General features: G+C 72.2%; 22 protein-coding genes and 1 pseudogene. 8 read left to right on the top strand and 15 right to left on the bottom strand.

Annotation, left to right across the window (positions count from 1 at the left end; all coding sequences use genetic code 11):
- The 7 genes and pseudogenes from ACH5AO_RS32565 to ACH5AO_RS32535 form a co-directional block, all read right to left on the bottom strand.
- Positions 1–1377: pseudogene (locus tag ACH5AO_RS32565) on the bottom strand (5,6-dimethylbenzimidazole synthase); the annotation flags it as partial.
- Positions 1378–1746: 369 nt separating this feature from the next.
- The gene (gene cbiE / locus ACH5AO_RS32560) at positions 1747–2958 is read right to left on the bottom strand and encodes a precorrin-6y C5,15-methyltransferase (decarboxylating) subunit CbiE (RefSeq protein WP_398931008.1); all 1212 of its coding nucleotides are present in this window, start codon (positions 2956–2958) and stop codon (positions 1747–1749) included.
- Positions 2959–3073: 115 nt separating this feature from the next.
- Complete coding sequence (locus ACH5AO_RS32555) at positions 3074–3712, bottom strand: GNAT family N-acetyltransferase (protein ID WP_398931006.1); 639 nt, start codon at positions 3710–3712, stop codon at positions 3074–3076.
- Positions 3713–3848: 136 nt separating this feature from the next.
- Complete coding sequence (locus ACH5AO_RS32550) at positions 3849–4676, bottom strand: MetQ/NlpA family ABC transporter substrate-binding protein (protein ID WP_030867578.1); 828 nt, start codon at positions 4674–4676, stop codon at positions 3849–3851.
- Between the two features lie 119 nt (positions 4677–4795).
- Positions 4796–5533: a methionine ABC transporter permease gene (locus ACH5AO_RS32545; protein ID WP_398931003.1), complete on the bottom strand. Its 738-nt coding sequence runs from the start codon at positions 5531–5533 to the stop codon at positions 4796–4798.
- Positions 5530–6624, bottom strand: a complete 1095-nt coding sequence (locus ACH5AO_RS32540; RefSeq protein ID WP_398931001.1) for a methionine ABC transporter ATP-binding protein — start codon at positions 6622–6624, stop codon at positions 5530–5532. Before ACH5AO_RS32540 ends, ACH5AO_RS32545 begins: the two co-directional genes overlap by 4 nt.
- A gap of 340 nt (positions 6625–6964) precedes the next feature.
- A complete protein-coding gene (locus tag ACH5AO_RS32535) occupies positions 6965–7615 on the bottom strand; it encodes an HAD family hydrolase (RefSeq protein ID WP_398930999.1) in 651 nt (216 codons plus the stop codon).
- A 75-nt stretch (positions 7616–7690) separates the two neighbouring features.
- On the opposite strand from ACH5AO_RS32535, the gene ACH5AO_RS32530 reads away from it, so the two are divergent.
- Positions 7691–8050: a hypothetical protein gene (locus ACH5AO_RS32530; protein ID WP_391792764.1), complete on the top strand. Its 360-nt coding sequence runs from the start codon at positions 7691–7693 to the stop codon at positions 8048–8050.
- Between the two features lies 1 nt (position 8051).
- A complete protein-coding gene (locus ACH5AO_RS32525; RefSeq protein WP_398931137.1) occupies positions 8052–8471 on the top strand; it encodes a hypothetical protein in 420 nt (139 codons plus the stop codon).
- On the opposite strand, the gene ACH5AO_RS32520 is transcribed toward ACH5AO_RS32525, so the two are convergent.
- From ACH5AO_RS32520 to ACH5AO_RS32510, 3 genes are all read right to left on the bottom strand, one after another.
- Positions 8472–8969 carry a GNAT family N-acetyltransferase gene (locus ACH5AO_RS32520; protein ID WP_398930997.1) on the bottom strand — a complete coding sequence of 166 codons (498 nt, stop codon included), beginning with the start codon at positions 8967–8969 and terminating at the stop codon, positions 8472–8474. It lies immediately after the preceding gene.
- A 57-nt stretch (positions 8970–9026) separates the two neighbouring features.
- On the bottom strand, positions 9027–9539 hold the full coding sequence (locus tag ACH5AO_RS32515) for a sigma-70 family RNA polymerase sigma factor (RefSeq protein ID WP_398930995.1): 513 nt from the start codon (positions 9537–9539) through the stop codon (positions 9027–9029).
- Between the two features lie 76 nt (positions 9540–9615).
- Positions 9616–10785, bottom strand: coding sequence for a glycerophosphodiester phosphodiesterase (locus ACH5AO_RS32510; protein WP_398930993.1), 1170 nt, complete (start codon positions 10783–10785; stop codon positions 9616–9618).
- Positions 10786–11191: 406 nt separating this feature from the next.
- Here ACH5AO_RS32510 and ACH5AO_RS32505 point away from each other — a divergent pair, with 406 nt between their 5' ends.
- On the top strand, positions 11192–11866 hold the full coding sequence (locus ACH5AO_RS32505) for a lysophospholipid acyltransferase family protein (RefSeq protein ID WP_398930991.1): 675 nt from the start codon (positions 11192–11194) through the stop codon (positions 11864–11866).
- Between the two features lie 215 nt (positions 11867–12081).
- Here the strand turns inward: ACH5AO_RS32505 and ACH5AO_RS32500 are convergent, their stop codons facing one another.
- The 5 genes from ACH5AO_RS32500 to ACH5AO_RS32480 form a co-directional block, all read right to left on the bottom strand.
- Positions 12082–13602 carry an MFS transporter gene (locus ACH5AO_RS32500; protein WP_398930988.1) on the bottom strand — a complete coding sequence of 507 codons (1521 nt, stop codon included), beginning with the start codon at positions 13600–13602 and terminating at the stop codon, positions 12082–12084.
- On the bottom strand, positions 13599–14168 hold the full coding sequence (locus ACH5AO_RS32495) for a TetR/AcrR family transcriptional regulator (protein WP_398930986.1): 570 nt from the start codon (positions 14166–14168) through the stop codon (positions 13599–13601). The genes ACH5AO_RS32500 and ACH5AO_RS32495 overlap by 4 nt, the downstream gene beginning before the upstream one ends.
- Positions 14169–14255: 87 nt before the next feature.
- The gene (locus ACH5AO_RS32490) at positions 14256–15227 is read right to left on the bottom strand and encodes an aldo/keto reductase (RefSeq protein ID WP_398930984.1); all 972 of its coding nucleotides are present in this window, start codon (positions 15225–15227) and stop codon (positions 14256–14258) included.
- A 206-nt stretch (positions 15228–15433) separates the two neighbouring features.
- Positions 15434–16867 (bottom strand): argininosuccinate lyase, encoded by a 1434-nt coding sequence (argH, locus tag ACH5AO_RS32485; RefSeq protein WP_398930982.1) that lies wholly within the window; start codon positions 16865–16867, stop codon positions 15434–15436.
- Positions 16868–17003: 136 nt separating this feature from the next.
- Positions 17004–18197: an argininosuccinate synthase gene (locus ACH5AO_RS32480; protein ID WP_398930980.1), complete on the bottom strand. Its 1194-nt coding sequence runs from the start codon at positions 18195–18197 to the stop codon at positions 17004–17006.
- Between the two features lie 204 nt (positions 18198–18401).
- Here ACH5AO_RS32480 and ACH5AO_RS32475 point away from each other — a divergent pair, with 204 nt between their 5' ends.
- The 5 genes from ACH5AO_RS32475 to ACH5AO_RS32455 all read left to right on the top strand — a co-directional run bounded on the left by ACH5AO_RS32475 (position 18402) and on the right by ACH5AO_RS32455 (position 23085).
- The gene (locus ACH5AO_RS32475; protein WP_398930978.1) at positions 18402–19247 is read left to right on the top strand and encodes a hypothetical protein; all 846 of its coding nucleotides are present in this window, start codon (positions 18402–18404) and stop codon (positions 19245–19247) included.
- Between the two features lie 116 nt (positions 19248–19363).
- A complete protein-coding gene (locus ACH5AO_RS32470) occupies positions 19364–19951 on the top strand; it encodes a pyridoxamine 5'-phosphate oxidase family protein (RefSeq protein ID WP_398930976.1) in 588 nt (195 codons plus the stop codon).
- Positions 19952–20078: 127 nt separating this feature from the next.
- A complete protein-coding gene (locus ACH5AO_RS32465; RefSeq protein WP_398930974.1) occupies positions 20079–21461 on the top strand; it encodes a ferric reductase-like transmembrane domain-containing protein in 1383 nt (460 codons plus the stop codon).
- A 60-nt stretch (positions 21462–21521) separates the two neighbouring features.
- A complete protein-coding gene (locus ACH5AO_RS32460; RefSeq protein WP_398930972.1) occupies positions 21522–22292 on the top strand; it encodes an FMN-binding protein in 771 nt (256 codons plus the stop codon).
- 55 nt (positions 22293–22347) lie between these two features.
- Positions 22348–23085: an FAD:protein FMN transferase gene (locus ACH5AO_RS32455; protein WP_398931135.1), complete on the top strand. Its 738-nt coding sequence runs from the start codon at positions 22348–22350 to the stop codon at positions 23083–23085.
- The last annotated feature ends 224 nt before the right edge of the window (positions 23086–23309 follow it).

Genomic DNA, 23309 nt, shown 5'->3' with positions numbered 1-23309 from the left:
CTCGGGCGTCGGGACGTGCTCCGGAGCGAGACCCTCCACACCTGCGGGGGTTTCGGCCACAGTGCCGTCCGCCTCCGCGGCAGGAAGCACGGTGGTGTCGACACCCGGCGCAGGGACGTCCGGGGACGCCTCGGACGTCGGAGCGTGCTCCGGAGCGAGACCCTCCGCTCCGACCGTCTCGTCGGCCTGCGGCGGGACCGGGTCGGCACCCTGCGCCTGGACGGCCCGGGACGCCTCGGCCTCCTGTGCGAACTCCGGCGCGACGGCCTCCGGTCCGGGCGACCCGGCCTGCGGAACCTCCGCCTCCTGAGCGTGGTCCGGAGCCTCGGCCACCGCACCCGGTGCCTGAGCGTCCTGTGGCGTCTCCGTCGCCGGGGGCGGCACCGGTACGGCGGCCTCCGCGCCCGCCGCCTCGGCGGCCTGCGGTGCTGCGGGGCCGGGCCCCGGTACCTGAGCGTCGTGGGAGGCGTCCGCCCCCGGAACGTGCTCGGGAGCGGCGGCCCCCGGTGCCTCGGCGACCTGAGCGGGGTCCGGCACGACGGCCGCAGCGGCGGGCACGGCGACCGGTGCCTCGGCCGCCGGGGTGTGCTCCGGTGCCGTGGGCCCGGGTGCGGGCGCCTGGGCCGCCTCGGCCGCCTGCGCGGGATCGGCGGCGGACGTGCCGGGCAGGCCGTGGTCCGGACCCGGGACGGGCCCCGGTTCCCCGGCCCCTGCCTCGGTCTCACCGGCACCGGCGACCGCGACGGCGGCGCCCTCCGTGTCCTGTCGTACCGCCCCCGCCTCCGTGGCGACGCGGGCCACGACCGCCTGGGCCGCGTCCATCGGCTCCGCGACCGGAACCGGAACAACCGTTTCCCCGGTCACCGCTCCCGCGCCCGCCGCGGGCTGCGTGCCCCAGGGCGCCGCGGCCTGCGGTACCGCCGCCGCCTCGCGCGCGTGCGGAACGTCGAGGTACTCGGGGCCGAGGGACGGCGGACCGGCCTGGCGGGCCGGCACGTCGGCGGGACCGCGGTCGGCGAGGGAGCGCACCGGGCCGGCGTTGACGTTGGGGATGGGCGGGCCGAGGTGCAGCGGGCGGCGCGGCGCCGGCTGCGGCGGCTCGGGGAGCCGGACGCCGCCGAGGTCGACCGAGCCGCTGTCGCGGCCGGCCATCTCGTGCGGGCCCGGCTGGTGCACGGTCTCGACGACCGGCTCGGGCGCGGGCGGGGCGATCTCGTTGCCCCACGCGCTCTGCGCGCCGGGCAGCAACAGGTCTTCGTCCCCGGCGGGGCTGTCGGAGAGGTAGGCGTACGCGTCGGGCGCGGGGACGCCCGGCTGCTCCACCATGCCTGCGTTCTCCGGCAGTCCCTCGCCCGGGACCTGGCCGGTGTCGGTCATGCGTACCCCTCGCCCATCGGTTAGTGCTCCTACGACCAGCTCACCCGGAACGGCGCACCGACCGCCCCACACTGGAGAACGAGCGTGCGTCCCCAGCGGCACGAACGGCCCGTCCGAAAAAGGCGACAAAGCCCTTCACCGTCATTGTCGCGGCCGCACGGCCGTCGCGTCAGCTTGATCGGCGACGGTTCCGCTGTGGACTGCGCCACGTTGCGCGTCCTCCGGTTCCCGCTGTACCACGACTCACCCCAAAAGGGATGCGCTTTCCGGACATTGACCGACGAAGCATCGGGCGTCCGGGTGCGGTACAACGATCGGCCAGCCTACCTCGCACGGTCGGACAATCCGATCACGGGGACGGCGATCGGATCAGTCGCCGCGTGCGGGCAGCACCCCGCTGAGCAGGAACGCGACGCTCCGCTCCTTCTCCGTCCAGGCCCGCGTGTCGAGTTCGACGGACTGCAGCAGGGCGCACTCCACCTGATAGCCGTGCTCCGTCAGGTTCCGGCCGATGAGTTCGGCCCCGTCGCGGGTGGCGGCGTGCGTGACGATGCGCTGCGGACGGCGGTCGGCGACCGCGGAGACGACGCCCGCTCCCCCGCCGCCGACCCTGACGACGTCCGGCTCGGGGAGGTTCTCCAGGACGTGCGGGGCGGTGCCGTGCACGATCTGGAGCTGGACCCCGTGCCGGCGGGCGGTGGACTCGGTGCGGGCGCAGGCGCGCGGGTCGCTGTCGACGGCGATGACGGCGGCGCCCGCGCGGGCCGCCTCGGTGGCGAAGGCGCCGCTCGCGCAGCCGATGTCCCAGACGAGGTCGCCGACCCGCGGCCCGAGCCGGGCGAGCTGGGAGACGCGCAGCGGTTCCCGCTCGCCCTCGCCGAGGTCGCCGCCGTACTCCTCGGCGGGCAGCGACCAGCCGCGGGGCCCGGCGGAGGGGTCACGTCCGGCGATCCAGCCGCCGGACTCACCGGCGCCGGCCCGGCCGCCGACGACGATGACGACATTGGGGTCGCGCCAGGTGTGGTCGGCGGCCTTGTCGGAGGTGACCACGCTGACCTGCTCGCGCCCGGTGCCGAGTTCCTCGCAGATCACGAAGGTGCGGTGGACGCCCTCCATGAGCAGCCCCAGTTCGGCGGGCCCGGCGCCGGGTGAGGTGAGGACCGCCACCTTGGTGTGGGCCCGGCAGACGTTCACCGCGCGTCGCAGGGTGCGCGGGTGCGCGACGACCACCTGGGCGTCGTCCCAGGGCATGCCGGCCCGGGCGAAGGCCGCGGCGACGGGGGAGACGCCGGGGACGACCTCGACCTCGAGACCGAACTCGGGTGCGCGCAGGGTCCGTACGACGCCGAAGAAACCGGGGTCGCCGTCGGCGAGGACGACCGCGGTGCCGCGGTGGGCGGCGATGCGGCGGGCGGCGAGGGCGACGGAGCCGAGCCGGATGCGCTCGGCGCCGGGGGGCACCTCGGGGAGTGCCAGGTGGTGGGCGGCGCCGGCCACCAGTGTGGCGGCGCCCAGCGCGGCGCGGGCCGCTGCGGTCAGCGGCGAGCCGTCCCAGCCGATCACCGTGACCCGGTCGGCCATCGTCGTCAGTCTCCTGGGGTTTGCGCAGGTCGTCGTCGGCTGTCCCGCCACGGGCGGGCTCCGTGAGACTACCTGGTGCGGCCGGGGACCGCGCCGCCGGTGCCCCGTGTGAAGGTCAGTTCCAGTCCGGGTACGGGGTGAATCCGCCGGTGTCGGTCAGTTGTCCGTCCGCGCCCTCGATGTCCTCGGGCAGCAGGCTCCATACGATGTAGTCGGTGCGGACGTCGCTCCAGCCGCCGTCCTCGGTGCGGACGTGGGCTATGCAGGCGCCTCTCAGCACGCCCTCGCTGATGCAGCCGATCTTCTGGGCGACCTGCTGCGCGGCGGTGTTGTCGGCGGCGGTGCGCAGTTCGACGCGCTCGAACTTCTGGTCGCCGAAGAGCCACTGCGCGGTGGCCAGCGCGGCCTCGGAGGCGTAGCCCTCGCCGCGCGCCCAGGGGGCGACGATGTAGGACATCTCGGTCGACCGTACGTGCCAGTCGGCCTTGGTGAGCTGGATGACGCCGACCAGGCGCTGGGTGAGGAACTCGGTGACGGCGAGGTCGAGCCCGTCGCCGGCCTCGCGTCCGGCGGGGGCGCACTCGGTGATCCAGGTGCGGGCGGCCTCTTCGGTGAAGGGCCGGGGGACGTCGGTCCAGGCGGCGACCTGTTCGTCGTTCATCATCTCGGCGAGGGCGGGGACGTCGTCCGTGTCGAGGGGACGCAGCACCAACCGCTCCGTGCTGATGGAGATGTTGGGGAAGGTGCTCGTCATGCGCCGCTCCGTAATCTGAGAGACCGTCGGGTGCTGCTGAACTGCCCAGCATGCAGCATGAAAGCACTGCACCGCACCACGGGGTCCGCTCCGGTGCGCGGAGGGGGCCCCGTGGGTGCGGTGCGGGCCGCGCCGGTCAGAACGAGGCGATGACGGAACCCGCGTACTTGTCCTCGATGAACTTCTTCACCTCGGGCGAGGTGAGGAGTTCGGCGAGCTTCTTGACGCGCGGGTCGTCCTCGTTGCCCTCCTTGACGACGAGGAGGTTCACGTTCGGGTTGTTCTCGGCGGACTCCAGGGCGATGGCGTCCTCGGCCGGCTTGAGGTCGGCCTCCAGGGCGTAGTTGCCGTTGATGACGGCCGCGTCGACGTCGTCCAGGGAGCGCGGGGTCTGGGCCGCCTCCAGCTCCTTGAACTTCAGGTTCTTCGGGTTCTCGGTGATGTCCGCGGTGGTGGCCGCGGTGCCGACGCCGTCCTTGAGGGTGAGGAGCCCGTTGGCGGCGAGCAGCTGGAGGGCGCGGGCCTCGGTGACGGTGTCGTTGGGGACGGCTATGGTCGCGCCGTTCTTCAGGCCGTCGGCCTTCTCGGTCTTCTTCGAGTACAGGCCGAGCGGCTCGAGGTGCACCGAGGCGACGGACTTCAGGTGGGTGCCGTTCTTCTTGTTGAAGTCCTCGAGGTAGGGCTCGGTCTGGAAGTAGTTGGCTCCCACCGAACCGTCCTCGGTGGCCGTGTTCGGCGTGACGTAGTCGGTGAACTCCTTGACCTCCAGGTCGAGGCCGGCCTTGTCGGCGAGGTTGTCCTTGACGTAGGTGAGGACCTCGGCGTGCGGGACGGGCGTCGCGGCGACGACCAGCGGCCCGGAGGTGTCGGAGGCGGCGTCCTTGTCCGAGCCGCAGGCGGTGAGCCCGAGGGTGAGGGCTCCGGCGGCGAGGACGGCGGTGGTGATCTTGGCGGTGTTACGCACGAAAAGTGCCTTTCCTTGGGTGGTGCGGCCCCTTGGATCAAGGGGTGCCGGCGCGAAGCGCCGTCGTTGAGGGGTGGTGGGCGACGGGTGGGCGGTACGGGGAGTCTTCGGCGGAGGTGCTACGCGACCTTGCCGACGTCGGCCGCGGCGGGCTCCTGGGCCTTCAGGAACCGGAGCCTGGGCGAGGGGCCGGAGCGGCCGCCGCGGCGGTGCAGGGCGCGGGCCGCGTAGTCGCCGGCGAACTGGATGAGCGAGATGGCCACGGCGAGGACCGCGACGGTGATCCACATCAGGCCGGTCTCGAAGCGCTGGTAGCCGTAGCGGACGGCGAGGTCGCCGAGTCCGCCGCCGCCGACGGTGCCGGCCATGGCCGAGTAGCCGATGAGGGCGATGACCGTGGTGGTGGTGGAGGCGATCAGCGAGGGCAGCGCCTCGGGGACGAGGACCTTGCGGACGATCGTCCAGGTGTTGCCGCCCATGGCTTGCACGGCCTCGACGAGCCCGTGGTCGACCTCGCGCACGGCGGTCTCGACGAGGCGGGCGAAGAAGGGGATGCCGCCGATGGCGAGCGGCACGATCGCGGCCTCGCTGCCGATGGTGGTGCCGGTGACCCAGCGGGTGAAGTCCATCAGGGCGACCATGAGGATGATGAACGGCAGCGAGCGGCCGATGTTCACGATCTGCCCGATGACCTTGTTCACCAGGGTGTTCCGGAGGAGCCCGCCCTTGTCGGTGAGGACGAGCAGGATGCCCAGCGGGAGGCCGCCGACGACGGCGATCAGGGTGGACCAGCCGACCATGACCAGCGTCTCGGTACAGGCCTGTTCGAGCAGCGGCTGCATCTCGGACCAGGTCACTTGGCCCCCTCCTTCACGAGTGCGGTCTCTTCCCGGTCCACGACGTCGATCTGCAGGCCCTGTTCGCGCAGGAAGCCGACGGGGACGACGTTGTCCTCGTAGCGGCCGGGCAGTTCGATGCGCATCCGGCCGACCTGGAGGCCGCCGACGGTGTCGATGGCCGCGCCGAGGATCGATATGTCGATGTTGTAGGTGCGTGCGAGCTGGGAGATGACCGGCTGGGTCGCGCTCTCGCCGTGGAAGGTGACGTCGAGGACGGTGCGGTCGTCGCCGGAGGCCTCGCCGCCGACCGGGAACAGCGCGGCGGCCAGTTCGGAGCCGGGGGTGGCGAGGAGATCGGTGACCGTGCCGGACTCGACGACGCGGCCGTTCTCCATGAGGGCGGCCGAGTCGCAGACCGACTTCACGACGTCCATCTCGTGGGTGATGAGCAGGACGGTGAGGCCGAGCTGCCGGTTGAGGTCGCGCAGGAGCCGCAGGATCGAGCGGGTGGTCTCCGGGTCGAGGGCGCTGGTGGCCTCGTCGGAGAGCAGCACCTTGGGGTCGCCGGCGAGGGCGCGGGCGATGCCGACGCGCTGCTTCTGGCCGCCGGAGAGCTGGGCGGGGTAGGCCTTGGCCTTGTCGGCGAGGCCGACCAGGTCGAGCAGTTCCAGCGCCTTGCGGGAGCGTTCCTTCCCCGACGTGCCGAGGATCTCCAGGGGCAGTTCGACGTTGTCCTGCACGGTGCGCGAGGAGAGCAGGTTGAAGTGCTGGAAGACCATGCCGATACGGCTGCGCGCCTGCCGCAGTTCCCGGCCGGCCCGGGGTCCGCGGCCGGCGAGCGCGGTGAGGTCCCGGCCGTCCACGGTCACGGTGCCCGAGGTGGGGCGTTCCAGCAGGTTGACGCAGCGGATGAGGGAGGACTTGCCGGCGCCGGACTGGCCGATGACGCCGTAGACCTCGCCTTCGCGGACGTGCAGGTCGACGCCGTCGAGGGCGGTGACCTCGCGGCCGCGTGAGCGGTAGACCTTGGTGAGGCCCGAGGTGGTGATCACGTGGGTATCCGTCACTGTCGAGTGCGCGGCACGTCGTGGGTGCCGGGCACGAGGCATTCAGGGTCGAAATCAGCCGGGCGGCACGGATCTCGGTGGGGCGTGGCGGTGGAGACCGTGGAGAAACGTGCGCGCGGGGGCGTGGCTCAGTCGCGCATGCGGGGGACGCGGGCGGACATGAGCGGGCTCTCGCTTCGGGGCGCGAGGCTCAGGTGGTGCGGGGGCCCTCTGTCAGGCGCACATTCGGCGACACATACACCGGGCGCCGGGCGTCATGGGCGCCTCGGTCGCGGGGATGCGGTCGCTCGTCGTGGTCATGCGATCAGTAAAGCAGACGTTCACTCCTGACCGGACACGGCTGTCCGTATTCTGGACAGCCGTGGACAGTGGCACGCCCACGTCAGGGACGTACGGAGATCTCCACTCCCCCGTCCGTGACCAGTGCGGACAGGGCCGAGAGGTCCTTCACGACGAGGTCGGCGGTCAGCTCGTGGGCCCGGTGGGTTGTGGCCAAGGCCACGGTGGTCATGCCGGCGGCGCGGCCGGCCTGGAGTCCGGCGGGGGCGTCCTCGAAGACGACGCAGTGCGCGGGGTCGACGCCGAGGATGCGGGCGGCGAGGAGGTAGGGCTCGGGGTCGGGCTTGCCGCGGGTGATGTCGTCGGCGGCGACCAGGGTCTTGGGCAGGATGCCGACGGCTTCGAGGCGGGCCTCGGCCAGGCGCCGGGTGGCGGAGGTGACGACGGCCCAGCGCTCGGCGGGCAGCGCGGCGAGGAAGTCCACGGTCCCCGGCAGCAGTTCCACACCACCGTTGGGCACGTCCTCGACCTCCAGGTCCTCGATCCGCGCGACCGCCTCCGGCACGACACGGGCGGGCAGCAGATCGGCGGCTATCTCCGCGGCCGGCCGCCCGTGCAGTTCGACGCGCCCGAACTCCTCGGCCGTGATCCCGTACTCGACGGCCCACCGCGTCCAGCAGCGGTTCACGGAGGCGAGGGAGGAGACGAGGGTTCCGTCGTTGTCGAACAGCAGGGCCTGCGCATGGATGGTCATGCCATCGACCTTACGGGCCCGGCGCTCCCGGGGGCGGGGACAGCGGGGGTTTTCCGGCGTAATAGGGTCACTGCCATGCTTGATGTCCTGACGGTGGTGACCGGTGTCGCCGCGTTGCTGCTCGGCGCCTGGTGCGGGTGGGCCGCCTACCGTGACCAGCCGACGAAGGACTGGCACTTCATCGGGATGGCCGTGGTCACGCTGCTGGCGCTGGCGCAGCTGGTCGTCGGGATCGTGCGACTGGCGCGGGGCGAGAAGCCGGAGCAGGGCACGACGATCTTCGTGGCGTATCTGCTCGGCGCGTTCGCGTGCGTCCCGGCGGCCGGCTTCATGTCGCTCGGCGAGCGCTCCCGCTGGGGTTCGCTGACGGTCGCCGCGAGCGGTGTCGTGCTGGCCGTGCTCGAGGTGCGGCTCTATGACATCTGGGGAGGCTGAGGTGGCCGCGACGCGGGAGAAGCCGGCCGGGACGCGGCTGATCGGCGGTCCCGGACTGCTGCTGGTGTGGCTGTACGGGGTGATGGTCGTCGGCGCGGTGTCGCGCTCCGCGTACCAGATCGCCACCGAGTTCGACCGGGCGCCGCTCGCCTACACGCTGTCGGCGGCGGCCGGCGTGGTCTACGGCTTCATCACCTACACCCTGGTGCGCGGCGGGGAGACGGCCCGCAGGGCGGCGCTGGTGTGCTGCGCCGCCGAGCTCGTGGGCGTATTGACCGTGGGGACCTGGACACTGGTGGAGCCGTCCGCGTTCCCCGACGCCACCGTGTGGTCGGACTACGGGATGGGATACCTCTTCATCCCCGTGCTGCTGCCCCTCACGGCCGTGTACTGGCTGCGCAGGGTGCGGCCCGCGTCCTGATCAGGCGGTCGTCGCGTAGGACTGCGCCTGCTTCTCCAGGACGATCATCGGTACGCCGTCGGCGCCCTGGGAGGTGCCCACCCGCTGGTAGCCGACCTTGCTGTACAGGCTCAGGTTGCTCTCGCTGCGGTGCCCGGCGTGCAGGCGGAAGGTCCTGGCGCCGCGCTCGCCGGCGAGGGCGGACTCCGCGGCCCGCAGGAGACGCGCGCCGATGCCGTGTCCCCGGAGGCGGGGGTGGACGCAGAGCTTGCCGATCGCGGCGGCCCCGTCCTCGGTGATCCTGCCGTGCACCGAGCCGACGATCTCGTCGCCGAGGCGGGCGACGAAGACGCAGTCGGCGGCGACCTCCTCGCGGACCGAGTCGAGGCTCTGGACGAGCGGGTCGATGCGGTAGTTGCCGTAGAGCGCCGCCTCGCTCTGGAAGCACAGGTACTGCAACCTGAAGATCTGCTCCGCGTCCTGCCCGGCCGCCGCAGAGATGGTCACGCTCATGCCCATGTGCGCATGCCTCCCGCTCACCTGATCGCCTGTCGTCCCTCACTCCTATCCCCGTCCTCAGCGCGCCGCAACCTCCCGTGTGAGCAAACGACGCAGACATCCCAGACATCGGGAACGTTCCGGGCCGAGACCGCCCTGTGAGATACCCAACTCCCCCGCGATCTCCCGGTATGTCAGGTCGCGCGGGGACAGTAGCGCTTCCATCAGTTCCGGGCAGCGGCCGGGCAGCCGTCGTACGGCGTCCCGCAGGGCGCGGCGACGGGCGGCGGCGAGTGCGAGCCCTTCGGGGTCGTGGCGGCCGGTGCCGGCGGGGTCGCCGGTCAACACCGTTTCCCGGCGGGCCCTGCGGCGGATGCGGCGGGCCTCCGCACGGACGGCCCGGCGGAGCCAGCCCGGGGGGTCGGGCGGCGGGCCGCAGGCGTCGAGGCGCTCCAGGAGGCGGAGCCACACCGCCTGTTCCAGATCGCCCGGTTCGGCCCCGGAGCCGAGCGTCTCGGCGGCGGCTTCCGCGGTGAGCAGTGGACGCAGGGAGATGACCAGCTCGTACGCCGGGACCGGCTCGTGTGTCATACGGGCGACGACTCGGGCCGCCCCGGGCAGGGTTGCCCGGGGCGGCCCGAGTTCACCCCTGCCGGGGCGGAACGGCTCAGCCGTTGACGAAGTCCTCGCGGGCCAGCAGCCCGGTGTCCGGGTGGTCGGTGAAGACGCCGTCGATGCCGGTGGCGAAGTACGCCCGGTAGGCGCCGAAGACGTCGCCGTAGGCGTCGGGGTCGGTGCCCTTGCGGAAGTCCGCGGGCAGGAAGGGGTTCTCGTTGCGCAGGGTGTAGGGGTGCAGGATCAGTCCCGCCCGGTGCGCGTCGCGGACCAGGGTCGTCGGCTCGGTGAGCCGGCCGGCCGCGTCGCGCGGGATGACCAGGTCGAGGGTGGGGCCGATGCCCTGGGCGTAGCCGGCGATCTCGCGCAGGCCCCTGCGGGTGACGAGGTCGGCGACGGTGCGCGGGTCACCCGTCTCGACGAAGTCCCAGGGGCGGGTGGTGGCGCCGGAGAGGAGGACGACGAGGGGGTTGTCGACCAGCTTGTTCAGGCGCTCGATGCTGGTCGGCTCGAAGGACTGGAGGATGACCGGCGCGTTCTTGTCGTCCTTGCCGTGCCGGCGCAGCAGCTTGGCGACCCGCTCCTCCAGGCCCAGTCCCAGCTTGCGGAAGTAGGTGGGGTGCTTGAGCTCGGGGTAGATCCAGACCTGCTCGCCGCGCTCGCGGGTCTGCTCGTCCTGCCAGCGCAGCACCTCCTCGAAGGTGGGGATCTCCCAGCGGCCGTCGTAGAGGGTGTTGTGCGGGCGGTTGGCGGGGATGCGCTCCACGGCGCGCAGCCGCTTCAGCTCGGCGAGGGTGAAGTCCTCGGTGAACCAGCCGGTGACGGGGGTGCCGTCCAGCGTCTTGGTGGTCCTGCGGTCGGCGAACTCGGGGTGGTCGGCGACGTCCGTGGTGCCGCCGATCTCCGGTTCGTGCCGGCAGACGAGGTGGCCGTCCTTGGTGGGGACGAGGTCGCCGGCCTCGACGATGTCCGCGCCCATGTCGAGGGCGAGCTGGTAGGCGCCGAGGGTGTGCTCGGGCCGGTAACCGCTGGCCCCGCGGTGGCCGACGATGGTCGGCACGGGCAGGCTCCTCAGCCCCCGGCCGCCGCCGTGCCGGGTTCCGGCGGCTCTCGCGGTGCCGCCCAGTCCCAGGACCGTTCCGCCCGCGCCGAGCACCGCCGCGCCGAGGAGGGCCCGCCGTCCGGCTCCGCCCGTCTGTTCGTTCGACTCCCGCGTTCCCATGAGGACCCCTCCTGCTGTCGGCTCGTCCGGTGCGGGGCGATCGTAGGTGCGCGTAGATGACGCACGGGAGACCCCGGGTCGAACGCACGGATGACGTTGCGTGGCGCACGCCCCTCATACGGATGACGTACGTCTGTCGTATTCCGTCGGAGATGTGACGGCTCGTCCGGTTGGGCCGTACGGACGGGGGCACGCGCGCGGTGTGCGGGCCCGGGCGGCTTTCCGGCGCGGTGTGACGGCCGTGTCGCGGGCGGGTCACCGCGGAGGGACCCGGGTCAAGAGTGAGTAAGACCTCGGTGAACTCCCCCGGGTCCGGTGTGCACAATCCCCTGGACCGCGAGTAATGTCCTCACCTGCACAGACTCATACGGCATGAACCGACGTCCGTTTCCCACCGGAGGGCCCGTTGTCCCGCTTCGCGCTCATCAAGGCAGTGCTCGGTCCGATCATGCGCCTGATGTTCCGCCCACAGGTGGAGGGCGCGGAGAACATCCCGGGTGACGGTCCCGTCATCCTGGCCGGCAACCACCTGACGTTCATCGACTCGATGATCCTGCCGCTCGTCTGCGACCGCCAGGTCGTCTTCATCGGCAAGGACGAGTACGTCACCGGCAAGGGCCTCAAGGGCCGGCTGATGGCGTGGTTCTTCACCGGCGTCGGCATGATCCCGGTCGACCGCGACGGCGGCCGGGGCGGGGTGGCGGCGCTGATGACCGGGCGCCGGGTGCTGGAGGAGGGCCGGATCTTCGGCATCTACCCGGAGGGCACCCGTTCCCCCGACGGCCGTCTCTACCGAGGCCGCACCGGCATCGCCCGGCTCACCCTGATGACCGGCGCGCCGGTCGTGCCGTTCGCGATGATCGGCACGGACAAGTTGCAGCCGGGGGGTGCGGGTCTGCCCCGGCCGGGCAAGGTGACGGTCCGTTTCGGTGAGGCGATGGAGTTCTCCCGTTACGACGGGATGGGGCGTGACCGGTACGTCCTGCGGGCGGTGACCGACTCGGTGATGGCCGAGGTCATGCGGTTGTCCGGGCAGGAGTACGTGGACATGTACGCCAGCAAGGCCAAAGAGGCCGCGTAGGTCTCGGTCGGCCCGGGCCGGCGTTCTCTTCGGCGGGAGCCGGCGGATCCTCTCCGCCGGCTCCCGCCGCGTTTCCGGTCCCTGCGGGTGAGCGGGGGCTCGGCTCGCGGTTCCCCGCGCCCCTTGGGGGTTGTCCGCGGGCCTGGGTGCGCGGGTGACCGCACCCCTCAAGGGGGTTGTCGGGGACCTGGGCATGCGGGTGACCGGCGGCCCGCTCAGGCGTTGTCCAGTTTCTGGCCGCGGAGCATGAACCAGGCTGCCGCCGAGGCCGCCAGGAGGACTGCCGCTCCTGCTCCCGCTGCCAGGGTGAGGCCGTCGACGAAAGCCTCACGGGCCGCTTCCAGCATGGGCTCCGCGGTGCGGGCCGGCATGCGGGTCGCCGCCTCGACCGCGCCGCCCAGGGACTCGTGGGCGGTGGCCGGGGTGCCCGGTGGGGCGGGGAAGCCGCGGTAGACGCCCGTGACGATCGAGCCCAGGACGGCGATGCCCAGGGCCGCGCCGAGTTCGTACGCCGTCTCCGAGACGGCGGAGGCGGCGCCCGCCTGTTCCTTCGGAACGCTCGAAAGGATCACGTCCGCGGTCACCGTGAACGAGAAGCCCGCGCCCGCGCCGACCACCAGCAGCGCCGTACCGAGCAGGGGGTAGCCGGTGGACTGGCCGATGACGGTGAGGGCGGCCAGGGCCAGGCCGATGGCGGCCAGGCCCCCGGCGACGACCGAGCGCACCGAGAAGCGGCGGGCGGTCCGGCCGGCGATCAGTCCGGCCGCCACCGCGCCGATCGCGGCGGGCAGTTCCGCGAGGCCCGCCTCGAACGGCCGTCGTCCCTGGACCAGTTGCAGGTACTGGGAGAGGAAGAACACCAGGCCGGACAGGCCGAGGACGGTGAGCAGGTCGGCGAGTACCGCTCCGCTGAATCCCCGGCCGCGGAACAGCCGCATGTCCAGGAGGGGCTTGGGGAGGGCGAGCTGGCGGCGGACGAACAGGTACAGGGCCGTCGCGCCCAGCAGGCCTGCCGCGAGGGCGGGCACGGCAGGGCCGCGGCTCGCGGTCTCCTTCACCGCGTAGACCACGCCGATCATGCCAGCCAGGGACAGGGCCACGCTGGTCAGGTCCCACGGACCGGGTTCGGGGGTGCGGGACTCCGGCAGCAGCTTGCTGCCGACGACCACCAGGACCGCCATGACCGGCAGGTTGATCAGGAAGACCGAGCCCCACCAGAAGTGCTCCAGTAGCAGCCCTCCGAGGACCGGTCCGACCGCCGTGCCGGCAGAGGCCGTCGCGCCCCAGACGCCGATGGCGAGGCTGCGTTCGCGCGGGTCGTGGAAGAGGTCGCGGATCAGGGCGAGGGTGGCCGGCATCAGGGTGGCGCCGGCGACACCGAGCAGGGCGCGCGCGAGGATCAGCATCTCGGGCGTGTGCGCGTAGGCGTTGAGCACGGATGTCGCGCCGAACGCGGTGGCGCCCCAGAGCAGGAGCCGCTTGCGGCCGACGCGGTCGCCGAGGCTGCCCATGGAGACGAGCAGACCGGCGATCACGAACGAGTAGACGTCGCCGATCCACAGCAGCTGGGTGCCGGTGGGGGCGAGGTCCTCGCTGATGTACGGGGTGGCCAGACCGAGGACGGTCGCGTCGACGGCCACCAGCAGGACGGCGAGCACGAGGACGGAGAGGGCGAGCCAGCGGCCGGGGCGGCGCGTCTCCTCGGTCGTGGTCCGCGGCCGTATGGCGCTGGTCATGATTCCTTCCTCGACGCCGGTTCCTCCGGGCGCCGTACACCGCCGAGCAGCAGTTCGACGATCATGTGGGTGAAGTCCTTGGGGGCGACCCGGCCCTCGGTCACCGCCCAGGCGGCGGAGGCGAGCAGCCCGTAGAGCGCCTCGGTGAGCCAGGCCGGGGTGAGGTCGATGCGGAACTCCCCGTTCGCCTGGCCGCGCCGGAACAGCGCGGCGATGCGTTCGTCGATCGCGGCCCAGCCCTGGTTCTGCTCCTCGCCCTCGAACAGCTGGTTCTCGGTGTAGAGGAAGGCGAGCAGGGGGGCGTGCGGTTCGATCGCGGCGACCAGGCGGCGTACGGCGTCGGTGGCGGGCCCCTCGTCGGGCCGGGCCGCGGTCAGGGCGGCCTCGCACTCGGCGATCCCGAGCGCCTCCAGCGCCCGCACCAGGGCGTCCCGCCCGGCGAAGTGCCGGTGCAGGGTGGCGCGGCTGATCCCGGCCGCCTTGGCGACCTCGTCCATGGTCGCGGTGGATCTACGGGTCAGCAGGGCGGCGGCGCTGCGCAGTACGTGGTCACGATCGACAGCCATGAGACGACCATACTCCACATGAGACATGAATGTCTCATCCAAGGCATGCGGGTCTCATAGCTGTCGTGTGCGGGACGGCCGGGTGCCTCAGTGCCAGGGCAGCTGTCCGCGCCGCTCCCAGTAGGCCCGGGGCTCCTCGACCAGGGTGGCGAGGCGGGAGAGCTGGTCGTCGGTGAGGTCGACGGCGGGGGCGTGCAGGTTGGAGGCGAGTTGGGCGGTGGTGGCCGCGCCGGAGAGGACCACGCCGGCCCACGGCTGTCGCAGGACCACCGCGAGGGCGACGGCGTCACAGCCGAGCCCGGTCTCCTCGGCGACGGTCCGCAGGGCCTGTGGGGCGTGCGCGGCGGCGAGCCGGCCGTTGGCCATGCCCTCCTTGACGATCACGGTGAGTCCGGCGTCACGGGCCTCGGTGAGCGCGGGCCCGGCGGAGGTCTCCAGGGCGTTGTACGTCGACTGGACGGTACGGAAGAGGGGTTCGCCGTCGACCGTGACGGCGAGGGCGGCGCGGATGGCGTCGGCCTGGGCCGGGCCGCTGGTGGAGAAGCCGACGGTGAGGCCCTGCCGCGCCGCCTCCGCGAGCCGGGCGTGGAGTTCCTTGTCGGTGAGGGCGGGGCTCTCGGGGGTCACCGAGTGGATCTGGTAGAGGTCGAGCCGGTCGCCGAGCAGTTCGGCGGTCTCGGCGCGCTGACGCTCGTACGCCGCGAGGGAGTGGTCCTTGACCTCGTGCCGCTCGGCGTCGGTGGTCCAGTCGGCGGTGTAGGTGTAGCCCCATTTGCTGCCGATGACGACGTCGTCGACGTCGGTCCTCTTCTTCAGCCAGTCGGCGAGGAACTCCTCGGAGCGGCCGTAGGAGCGGGCGGCGTCGAAGTAGCGGACGCCCTGGGCGTAGGCGGCGTCGAGGAGTTCGTGCGTGCGGGTGCGCAGCGTCTCCACGCTGCGGTTCTCCCCGAGGTCGTCGTCACGGCCGAGGTTGATGTAGCCGGGGCGGCCGATGGCGGCGAGGCCGAGGCCGATGTGGCAGGTGGGGGTCGTCGCTGTCGCCAGTCGGGCGAAGGGCATCACGGGCTCCGTCGGTCGGGTCCGGTACGGTTCCCGACCAACGTAACCCGCGGTGCCGCTCCGCTCGGTCGGCTGGGGCGCCGCTGAGCTCGGGTCGTGCGGTGGTCCGGCGGGGGCGGCGCCGTCGCGGCGTGTCGCGCCCGCGCGGCGGAGCCGCACATCGGTACGGCCCCGCGCCCCGGGGAGCTGCCCTCAGCGGCGTTCGGTCAGCTCCGCCGCTTCGCGTTCGCCCACTCGTGCTGGGCCGTCACGTCCGCCTTCACCTCGGCCAGCTGGACCGCGACCGCGCTCGGGGCCGTGCCGCCCCGGCCGTCGCGGGAGGCGAGGGCGCCGGGGACGTTGAGGACCGAGCGGACCTCCGGGGTGAGGTGGGCGGAGATCTTGGCGAACTGTTCGTCGGTCAGTTCGTCCAGTTCCTTGTTCTCGGACTCGGCGACCTTGACGCACTCGCCGGCCACCTCGTGCGCGACGCGGAACGGCACGCCCTGCTTGACCAGCCACTCGGCGATGTCGGTGGCGAGGGAGAAGCCGGCCGGGGCCAGTTCCTCCATGCGCTCGCGGTGCACGGTGAGGGTGGCCACCATGCCGGTGAAGGCGGGGAGCAGGACCTCCAGCTGGTCGATGGAGTCGAAGACCGGCTCCTTGTCCTCCTGGAGGTCGCGGTTGTACGCGAGGGGCAGCGCCTTGAGGGTGGCCATCAGGCCGGTGAGGTTGCCGATGAGGCGGCCGGACTTGCCGCGCGCCAGCTCGGCGATGTCCGGGTTCTTCTTCTGCGGCATGATCGACGAGCCGGTGGAGAACGCGTCGTGCAGGGTCACGAAGGAGAACTCCTTCGTGTTCCAGATGATGATCTCCTCGGCGATCCGGGAGACGTTCACGCCGATCATCGCGGTGATGAAGGCGAACTCGGCGACGAAGTCGCGGGAGGCCGTGCCGTCGATGGAGTTGGCGGCGCTGCCGTGCTCGAAGCCGAGGTCCGCGGCGACCGCCTCCGGGTCCAGGCCGAGGCTGCTGCCCGCGAGCGCTCCGGACCCGTACGGCGACACCGCCGTGCGCTCGTCCCACTGGCGCAGCCGCTCGGCGTCCCGGGACAGTGCCTGGACGTGGGCGAGGACGTGGTGGGCGAAGAGCACCGGCTGGGCGTGCTGGAGGTGGGTGCGGCCGGGCATGGCCACGTCCGGGTGGGCCTCGGCGAGGCCGACGAGCGCGTCCTGGAGGTCGGCGATCAGACCGCCGACGATACGGGCGTGGTCCCGCAGGTACATGCGGAAGAGGGTGGCCACCTGGTCGTTGCGGGACCGGCCGGCGCGCAGCTTGCCGCCGAGGTCGGGGCCGAGGCGCTCCAGCAGGCCGCGCTCGAGGGCGGTGTGGACGTCCTCGTCGGCGATGGTGCCGGTGAAGGAGCCGTCGGCGACGTCCGCTTCGAGCCGGTCGAGCCCGGCGATCATCCGGGTCAGCTCGTCCTCGGTGAGCAGGCCCGCCGCGTGCAGCACGCGGGCGTGGGCGCGCGAGCCGGCGATGTCGTAGGGCGCGAGCCGCCAGTCGAAGTGGACGGACGCGGACAGCTTCGCCAGGGCCTCGGCGGGACCGTCGGCGAAACGGCCGCCCCAGAGCCGTACGTCACCGCTGTTGCTGCTCACTACCTGCACTCCTTGAGGATGGTGATGTGACGTGCCGCTGGAAGGGGCGCGGGACAGTGCCGATGTGCGGCTCCGCCGCGTGGGCGCGGTCAACCGCGACGGACCCGCGGTCTCCCTCTCACAGCGACCGGACCGGTCAGGCCAGATCCCGCTTCGCGGCGATCTTCGCCGACAGGCTGTAGATGTCGATGAAGCCCTTCGCCGCCGCCTGGTCGAACGTGTCGCCCGTGTCGTACGTGGCCAGGTTGAAGTCGTACAGCGACGACTCCGAGCGCCGGCCGGTGACGACGGCGCGGCCGCCGTGCAGGGTCATCCGGATGTCGCCGTTGACGTGCTGGTTGGCCTCGGTGATGAAGCCGTCCAGGGCGCGCTTGAGCGGGGAGAACCACTGGCCGTCGTAGACCAGTTCGCCCCAGCGCTGCTCGACCTGCCGCTTGTAGCGGGCGAGCTCGCGCTCGACGGTGACGTTCTCCAGCTCCTGGTGGGCGGTGATCAGGGCGATCGCGCCGGGGGCCTCGTAGACCTCGCGGGACTTGATGCCGACGAGGCGGTCCTCGACCATGTCGATCCGGCCGATGCCCTGGGCGCCGGCGCGCTCGTTGAGCTGCTGGATCGCCTGGAGGACGGTGACGGGCTTGCCGTCGATGGCGACGGGGACGCCCTCCTTGAAGGTGATGATCACCTCGTCGGGCTCGCGCGCGACGGCGGGGTTCTGCGTGTACTCGTACACGTCCTCGATCGGCGCGTTCCAGATGTCCTCGAGGAAGCCGGTCTCGACGGCGCGCCCGAAGACGTTCTGGTCGATGGAGTACGGGGACTTCTTGGTGGTCGCGATCGGCAGGCCCTTGGCCTCGCAGAAGGCGATGGCCTTGTCGCGGGTCATGGCGTAGTCGCGGACCGGGGCGATGCACTTCAGGTCGGGGGCGAGGGCGACGATGCCGGCCTCGAAGCGGACCTGGTCGTTGCCCTTGCCGGTGCAGCCGTGGGCGACCGTGGTGGCGCCGTGCTTCTGCGCGGCGGCGACGAGGTGCTTGACGATCGTCGGCCGGGACAGCGCGGAGACCAGCGGGTAGCGGTCCATGTAGAGGGCGTTGGCCTTGATCGCCGGGAGGCAGTACTCCTCGGCGAACTCGTCCTTGGCGTCCGCGACCTCGGCCTCGACGGCACCGCAGGCGAGCGCGCGCTTGCGGATGACGTCCAGGTCCTCGCCGCCCTGGCCGACGTCGACCGCAACGGCGATGACCTCGGCGCCCGTCTCCTCGGCGATCCAGCCGATGGCGACGGAGGTGTCCAGACCGCCCGAGTAGGCGAGTACGACGCGCTCGGTCACGGGTTTCTCCTTACAGTGCATTCGCTGACATGCATGAGTATGCAGTAGTCCGCATGAATCGTCAATCTGCCCGCGAATCCAGCGGCGGGTTGAACACCGGAAACCGCTTTCGCGTACTTGTCGCCGGACGCAGGCGCCGCGTCGGACCGATCGAGACAGCACGACAGACACCCGTGACACCCCCGACCCGAGTGAGGCATCCGCATGTCCAGGGCCCTTCCGAAGTACAACAAGCGCCGCGTCGGCTTCATCGGCGGCGCCGCCGCGCTGGCGCTGTCCGGCGCGGTGATCGCCGGTTCCGCCCTCGCCGGTGAGTCGTCCGGGGACGGCGGCGACGCGGACGCCCGGACGCTGGCGGGACCGGGCACGATCTCCTGCCCGGACGTGGCACCGGAGCTCCCCGCGATCCCCGCCACCGCCCAGGCCGAGGTCGACCGCAACCTCGGCGACCTCGACAAGCAGATCGCCGAAGCCAACAAGCGCCTCGTCGACACCGTCGGACAGGGCGGACCCGACTTCGTCCAGAACGCCATCCTCGGCCCCCTCGAGGACAAGCGCGTCGCCGCCATCAACCGCATCGCCACCGCCATCGGCCGCACCGCCGAACGCCCCGCCGGACTGGACTCCCTGGCCGCCTGCACACTCGACGCGCAGGGCGAGGCGGGCGCCGGTGAGGAGGCGACGACACCGCCGGCCGGGGAGGCCACGACACCGCCCGCCGAGGACACCGGCCAGGGCTCCGGTCAGGACACCGGCGTCGGCACGATCTCCTGCCCGGACGTGGCACCGGAGCTCCCCGCGATCCCCGCCACCGCCCAGGCCGAGGTCGACCGCAACCTCGGCGACCTCGACAAGCAGATCGCCGAAGCCAACAAGCGCCTCGTCGACACCGTCGGACAGGGCGGACCCGACTTCGTCCAGAACGCCATCCTCGGCCCCCTCGAGGACAAGCGCGTCGCCGCCATCAACCGCATCGCCACCGCCATCGGCCGCACCGCCGAACGCCCCGCCGGACTGGACTCCCTGGCCGCCTGCACACTCACCAAGTGAGGTGACAGGCGCTGTGGCCGCCCCGTACAAGCGCCGGCCGGGGCGGCCACGGTATTTCCCCGCCCGATCACCTATTGCTTAGACAAACGAAAGACCTGGTCCCATAATAGGTGGACATGGGAAAGACCTATGAGCGCATAGACGGCCGCCTCCGCGCCTTCATCGAGGAACAGCCGGTCTTCTTCACCGCCACCGCCCCCCTGTCCGCCGACGGCACGGTCAACCTCTCCCCCAAGGGACTCAAGGGGTCCTTCGCGGTCCTCGACGAGCTCACCGTCGCCTACCTCGATTTCGCCGGCTCCAACGCCGAGACCATCGCCCATCTGCGGGAGAACGGCCGGATCACCCTGATGTGGTGCGCGTTCCAGGGGCCGCCGAACATCGTGCGCGTACACGGCCGCGGCGAGCCCGTCTTCCGGGACGACCCCCGCTTCGGGGAGCTGCTCACCCGTTTCCCGGACATCGACCCCTCGCTCCACGGTCTGCGCGCCGTCATCGTCGTGACGGCCGAACTGATCCGGGACACCTGCGGATACGCGGTGCCCTTCATGGCGTACGAGAGCGAACGGGACCTGCACGAGAAGCGGTTCGCGCGGGAGGACGACGCCTCGCTCGACGCGTACTTCACCAAGAAGGAGCACATCGCGACCAGCCTGGACGGACTCCCCGGGCTGCCGTTGCCGCTGCCTCCCTCCCCTGCCTGAGCCGTGTGCCCAGGTGTCGCCCCCGCCGTGGTACTCCGACTCACCGCTGAGCCGCGCATCTCCTCTGAACACTCCCGCGTGACGGCACGTATGTGTGGGCCAAGGGTCAAGTCCCCACGGAGGAACCGTGACCACCACGCTCGCCGGCGGCCGTGCCGCCCGCCGCCAGACGATGCGCCGCATCCGTCCGCGCCGCTCCCCCGCCGTCCCCCTGCTGCTCGCCGTCGGTGCGGGCGCGGTGGCCGTGCTGTGGTTGTGGTGGACCAGCACACCGTCCATCGCCGACACCACCGGGAAGATCATCGCCGCGGGCCGGATCACCGGCCTGCTGGCCGGCTATCTGATGGCCCTGGTGGTGCTCCAGATGGCGCGCGTACCCGCGCTGGAACGCCGGGTGGGCTCGGACCGCGTCGCCCGCTGGCACGCGATGAGCGGCCGCTACACCGTCAGCCTGGTCATCGCGCACGTCTTCCTGATCATGTGGGGCTACGCCCGGCAGGCGGGCAGGAGCCTCGCCGACATCGTGCAGCAGACCATCACCTCCATCAACACGCTGCCGGACATGGGCAAGGCCGCCATCGGCACCGGTCTGCTGTTCGTGATCGCCTTCCTCTCCATCGGCCCGGTCCGGCGCCGGCTGCCGTACGACGGCTGGTACCACGTGCACCTGCTGACGTACGCGGCGGTCTTCCTGACGTTCTGGCACCAGATCACCACTGGCAACGAGTTCGCCGTCGAACCGACCGCGAAGACCTTCTGGTACGGGCTCTACGGCGCCGTGACCGCGCTGGTCCTGTGGTACCGGATCATCACCCCGGTACGGCTGAACATGCGGCACCGGATGCGGGTCGAGGCGGTGATCGAGGAGACGCCGGGCATCGTGTCCGTGCTGATCGGCGGGCGCAGGCTGCACCGGATGGGCGCGGAGGCCGGGCAGTTCTTCCGCTGGCGGTTCCTGGCGCCCGGGATGCGCTTCAGTTCCCACCCGTACTCGCTGTCGGCGGCGCCCCGCCCGGACATGCTGCGGATCACGGTCAAGGCGATCGGCGACCACACCTCACGGCTGCGCGAGCTGGAACCCGGCACGAAGGTGTGGGCGGAGGGCCCCTACGGGGCGCTGACCGCGCAGCGCCGCAGCCGCGGCAAGGTACTGCTGGTGGCGGGCGGGGTGGGCATCACCCCGATGCGGGCGCTGTTCGAGACGCTGCCCGGCGCCTCCGGCGACATCACCCTGCTGTACCGGGCCAACAGCACCCAGGACCTGGCGTTGTGGGGCGAGCTGGCGAAGATCGCCGACGAGCGGGGCGCCCGGCTGATGTACGCGGTGAACAGCCCCGACGGTGAACGCCCCGACATCTCGGCGGAGAGCCTGCGCCGGAAGATCCCGGACGTCGACCGCCACGACGTGTTCATGTGCGGTCCGCCCGGATTCGCGCAGTCGGTGTACGAAGCGCTGCGCGAGGCGGGAGTCCCCGCCCGGCGCATCCACCACGAGTCGTTCGAGATTTGAGCGACCGTTCAGCCGGCCATCCAGTCGGGTCATCCACACCCATCAGGAGCTTGAGAAGCGATGAGGAAGAGTCACCCCGTCCGGCGTGCCGTGCTCGCGACCGCCGCCACCGTGTCCGGCATCGTGCTGCTGCTGTCGCTGAAGCCGGCGTCCGACCCCGGCTCGGCCGCCGCGGCCGGCGGCGCGGTCCCGCCCGCGGCGGCCCAGTCGCCGCAGGGCGGCGCCGCCCAGCCCATCGGGGACGGCACCGTCACCGGTGACGCGGCGCAGACCCAGTACGGGGCGGTGCAGGTCCGGCTGACGGTGAGCGGCGGGAAGATCACCAAGGCGGAGGCGGTGCAGGCGCCCAAGGGCGGGCAGAGCGACCAGGTCACGTCCAACTCCGTGCCCCGGCTGAACCGGGCGACCGTGACGGCGCAGAGCGCGGACATCGACGTGGTGTCGGGGGCCACGTACACCAGCGGCGGGTACAAGAAGTCGCTGCAGTCGGCGCTGGACAAGGCGCGGGCGGCCGGGTCCCCGGGGGCTTCCGGACCGGACGGTGCCGGGAGCGCGCAGGCGCGGACCGTCACCGGGGACGTGGCGCAGACGCAGTACGGGCCGGTGCAGGTGCGGATCACCGTCAGCGGCGGGAAGATCACCAAGGCGGAGGCGGTGCAGACGCCCGAGGGCGGGCAGAGCGACCAGGTCAACTCCGCCGCGGTGCCGAAGCTCAACCAGGCGGCGGTGGCGGCCGGCGACGCGGGGATCGATGCGGTGTCGGGGGCCACGTACACGAGCGCGGGGTACAAACAGTCGCTCCAGTCGGCGCTGGACAAGGCCGGTGACTGACACGGTGGCCGAACCCGCCGAGGCTCCCGCCGCGGTGCGTCACGTGGAGGAGACGATGGGGACCGTCTTCTCCCTCGACGTCCGCGGCGGGGATCCCGCCGTGGTGCGCGCGGCGCTTCAGGAGGCGGTCGCGGGGCTGCACCGGGTGGACGAGGTGTTCAGCACGTACCGCGACGACAGCCAGATCTCGCGGCTGGCGCGGGGTGAGCTGAGCGTCGGGGAGTGCGATGCCGAGGTCGCCGAGGTGCTGGAGCTGGCGGCGGAGGCGGAGCGGGTGAGCGAGGGCTGGTTCAGTCCGCGTTACCGGGGGCGGCTCGATCCGACGGGCGTGGTGAAGGGCTGGGCCACGGAACGGGCGGCGCGGCGGCTCGCCGCCGCGGGGGTGACGGGGGTGAGCGTCAACGGGGGCGGGGACGTCCAGTTGCTGGGTGGGCCGGGGGCGGGGCGGCCGTGGCGGGTGGGGGTGTCGGACCCGTTGCGTCCGGGCGGTCTCGCCGCGGTCGTCTCCGCGGCGGGCGCCTCGGAGCTGGCTGTGGCGACGTCCGGCACGGCCGAGCGGGGCGATCACATCATCGACCCGCGCACGGGCCGCTCCGCGGTGACCGACCTGGTCGCGGTGACGGTCGTGGCCCCTCGCCTGATGTGGGCGGACTGCTGGGCCACGGCGGCGTTCGCGATGGGGTCGTGGGAGGGACTGCGGTGGCTGGAGTCCCTCCCGGACGTCGAGGCGCTGCTGATCACGGCGGGCGACGAGGTGCGGTGCACCGGGGGGCTGGCGGGCTGGCTGGGGTGAGCGGCGCGGCTGGGTGAGCGGCGCTCCTGGGCGAGGTACCAGCGCGTCACTCACCCGCGTCAGCGGGGTGCCTCCCCCACTCTCGGCTTCTCCCCCACTCTCGACTCCGCTCGAGCGGGGGACCCCCATGAGCGGGAGGTACCCCCATCGCCCACCCGTGCCGCCCTGGGGGTACCTCCCAGGCCTTTAAGGCACTGGGGGAGGCACGACTGCCCGCGGATCGC

The sequence above is a fragment of the Streptomyces sp. NPDC018964 genome, from assembly GCF_044390325.1.
Taxonomy (GTDB): Bacteria; Actinomycetota; Actinomycetes; order Streptomycetales; family Streptomycetaceae; genus Streptomyces.
The sequence above is the reverse complement of the archived record's forward strand: the minus strand, read 5'-3'. Positions and strand labels throughout refer to the sequence as shown.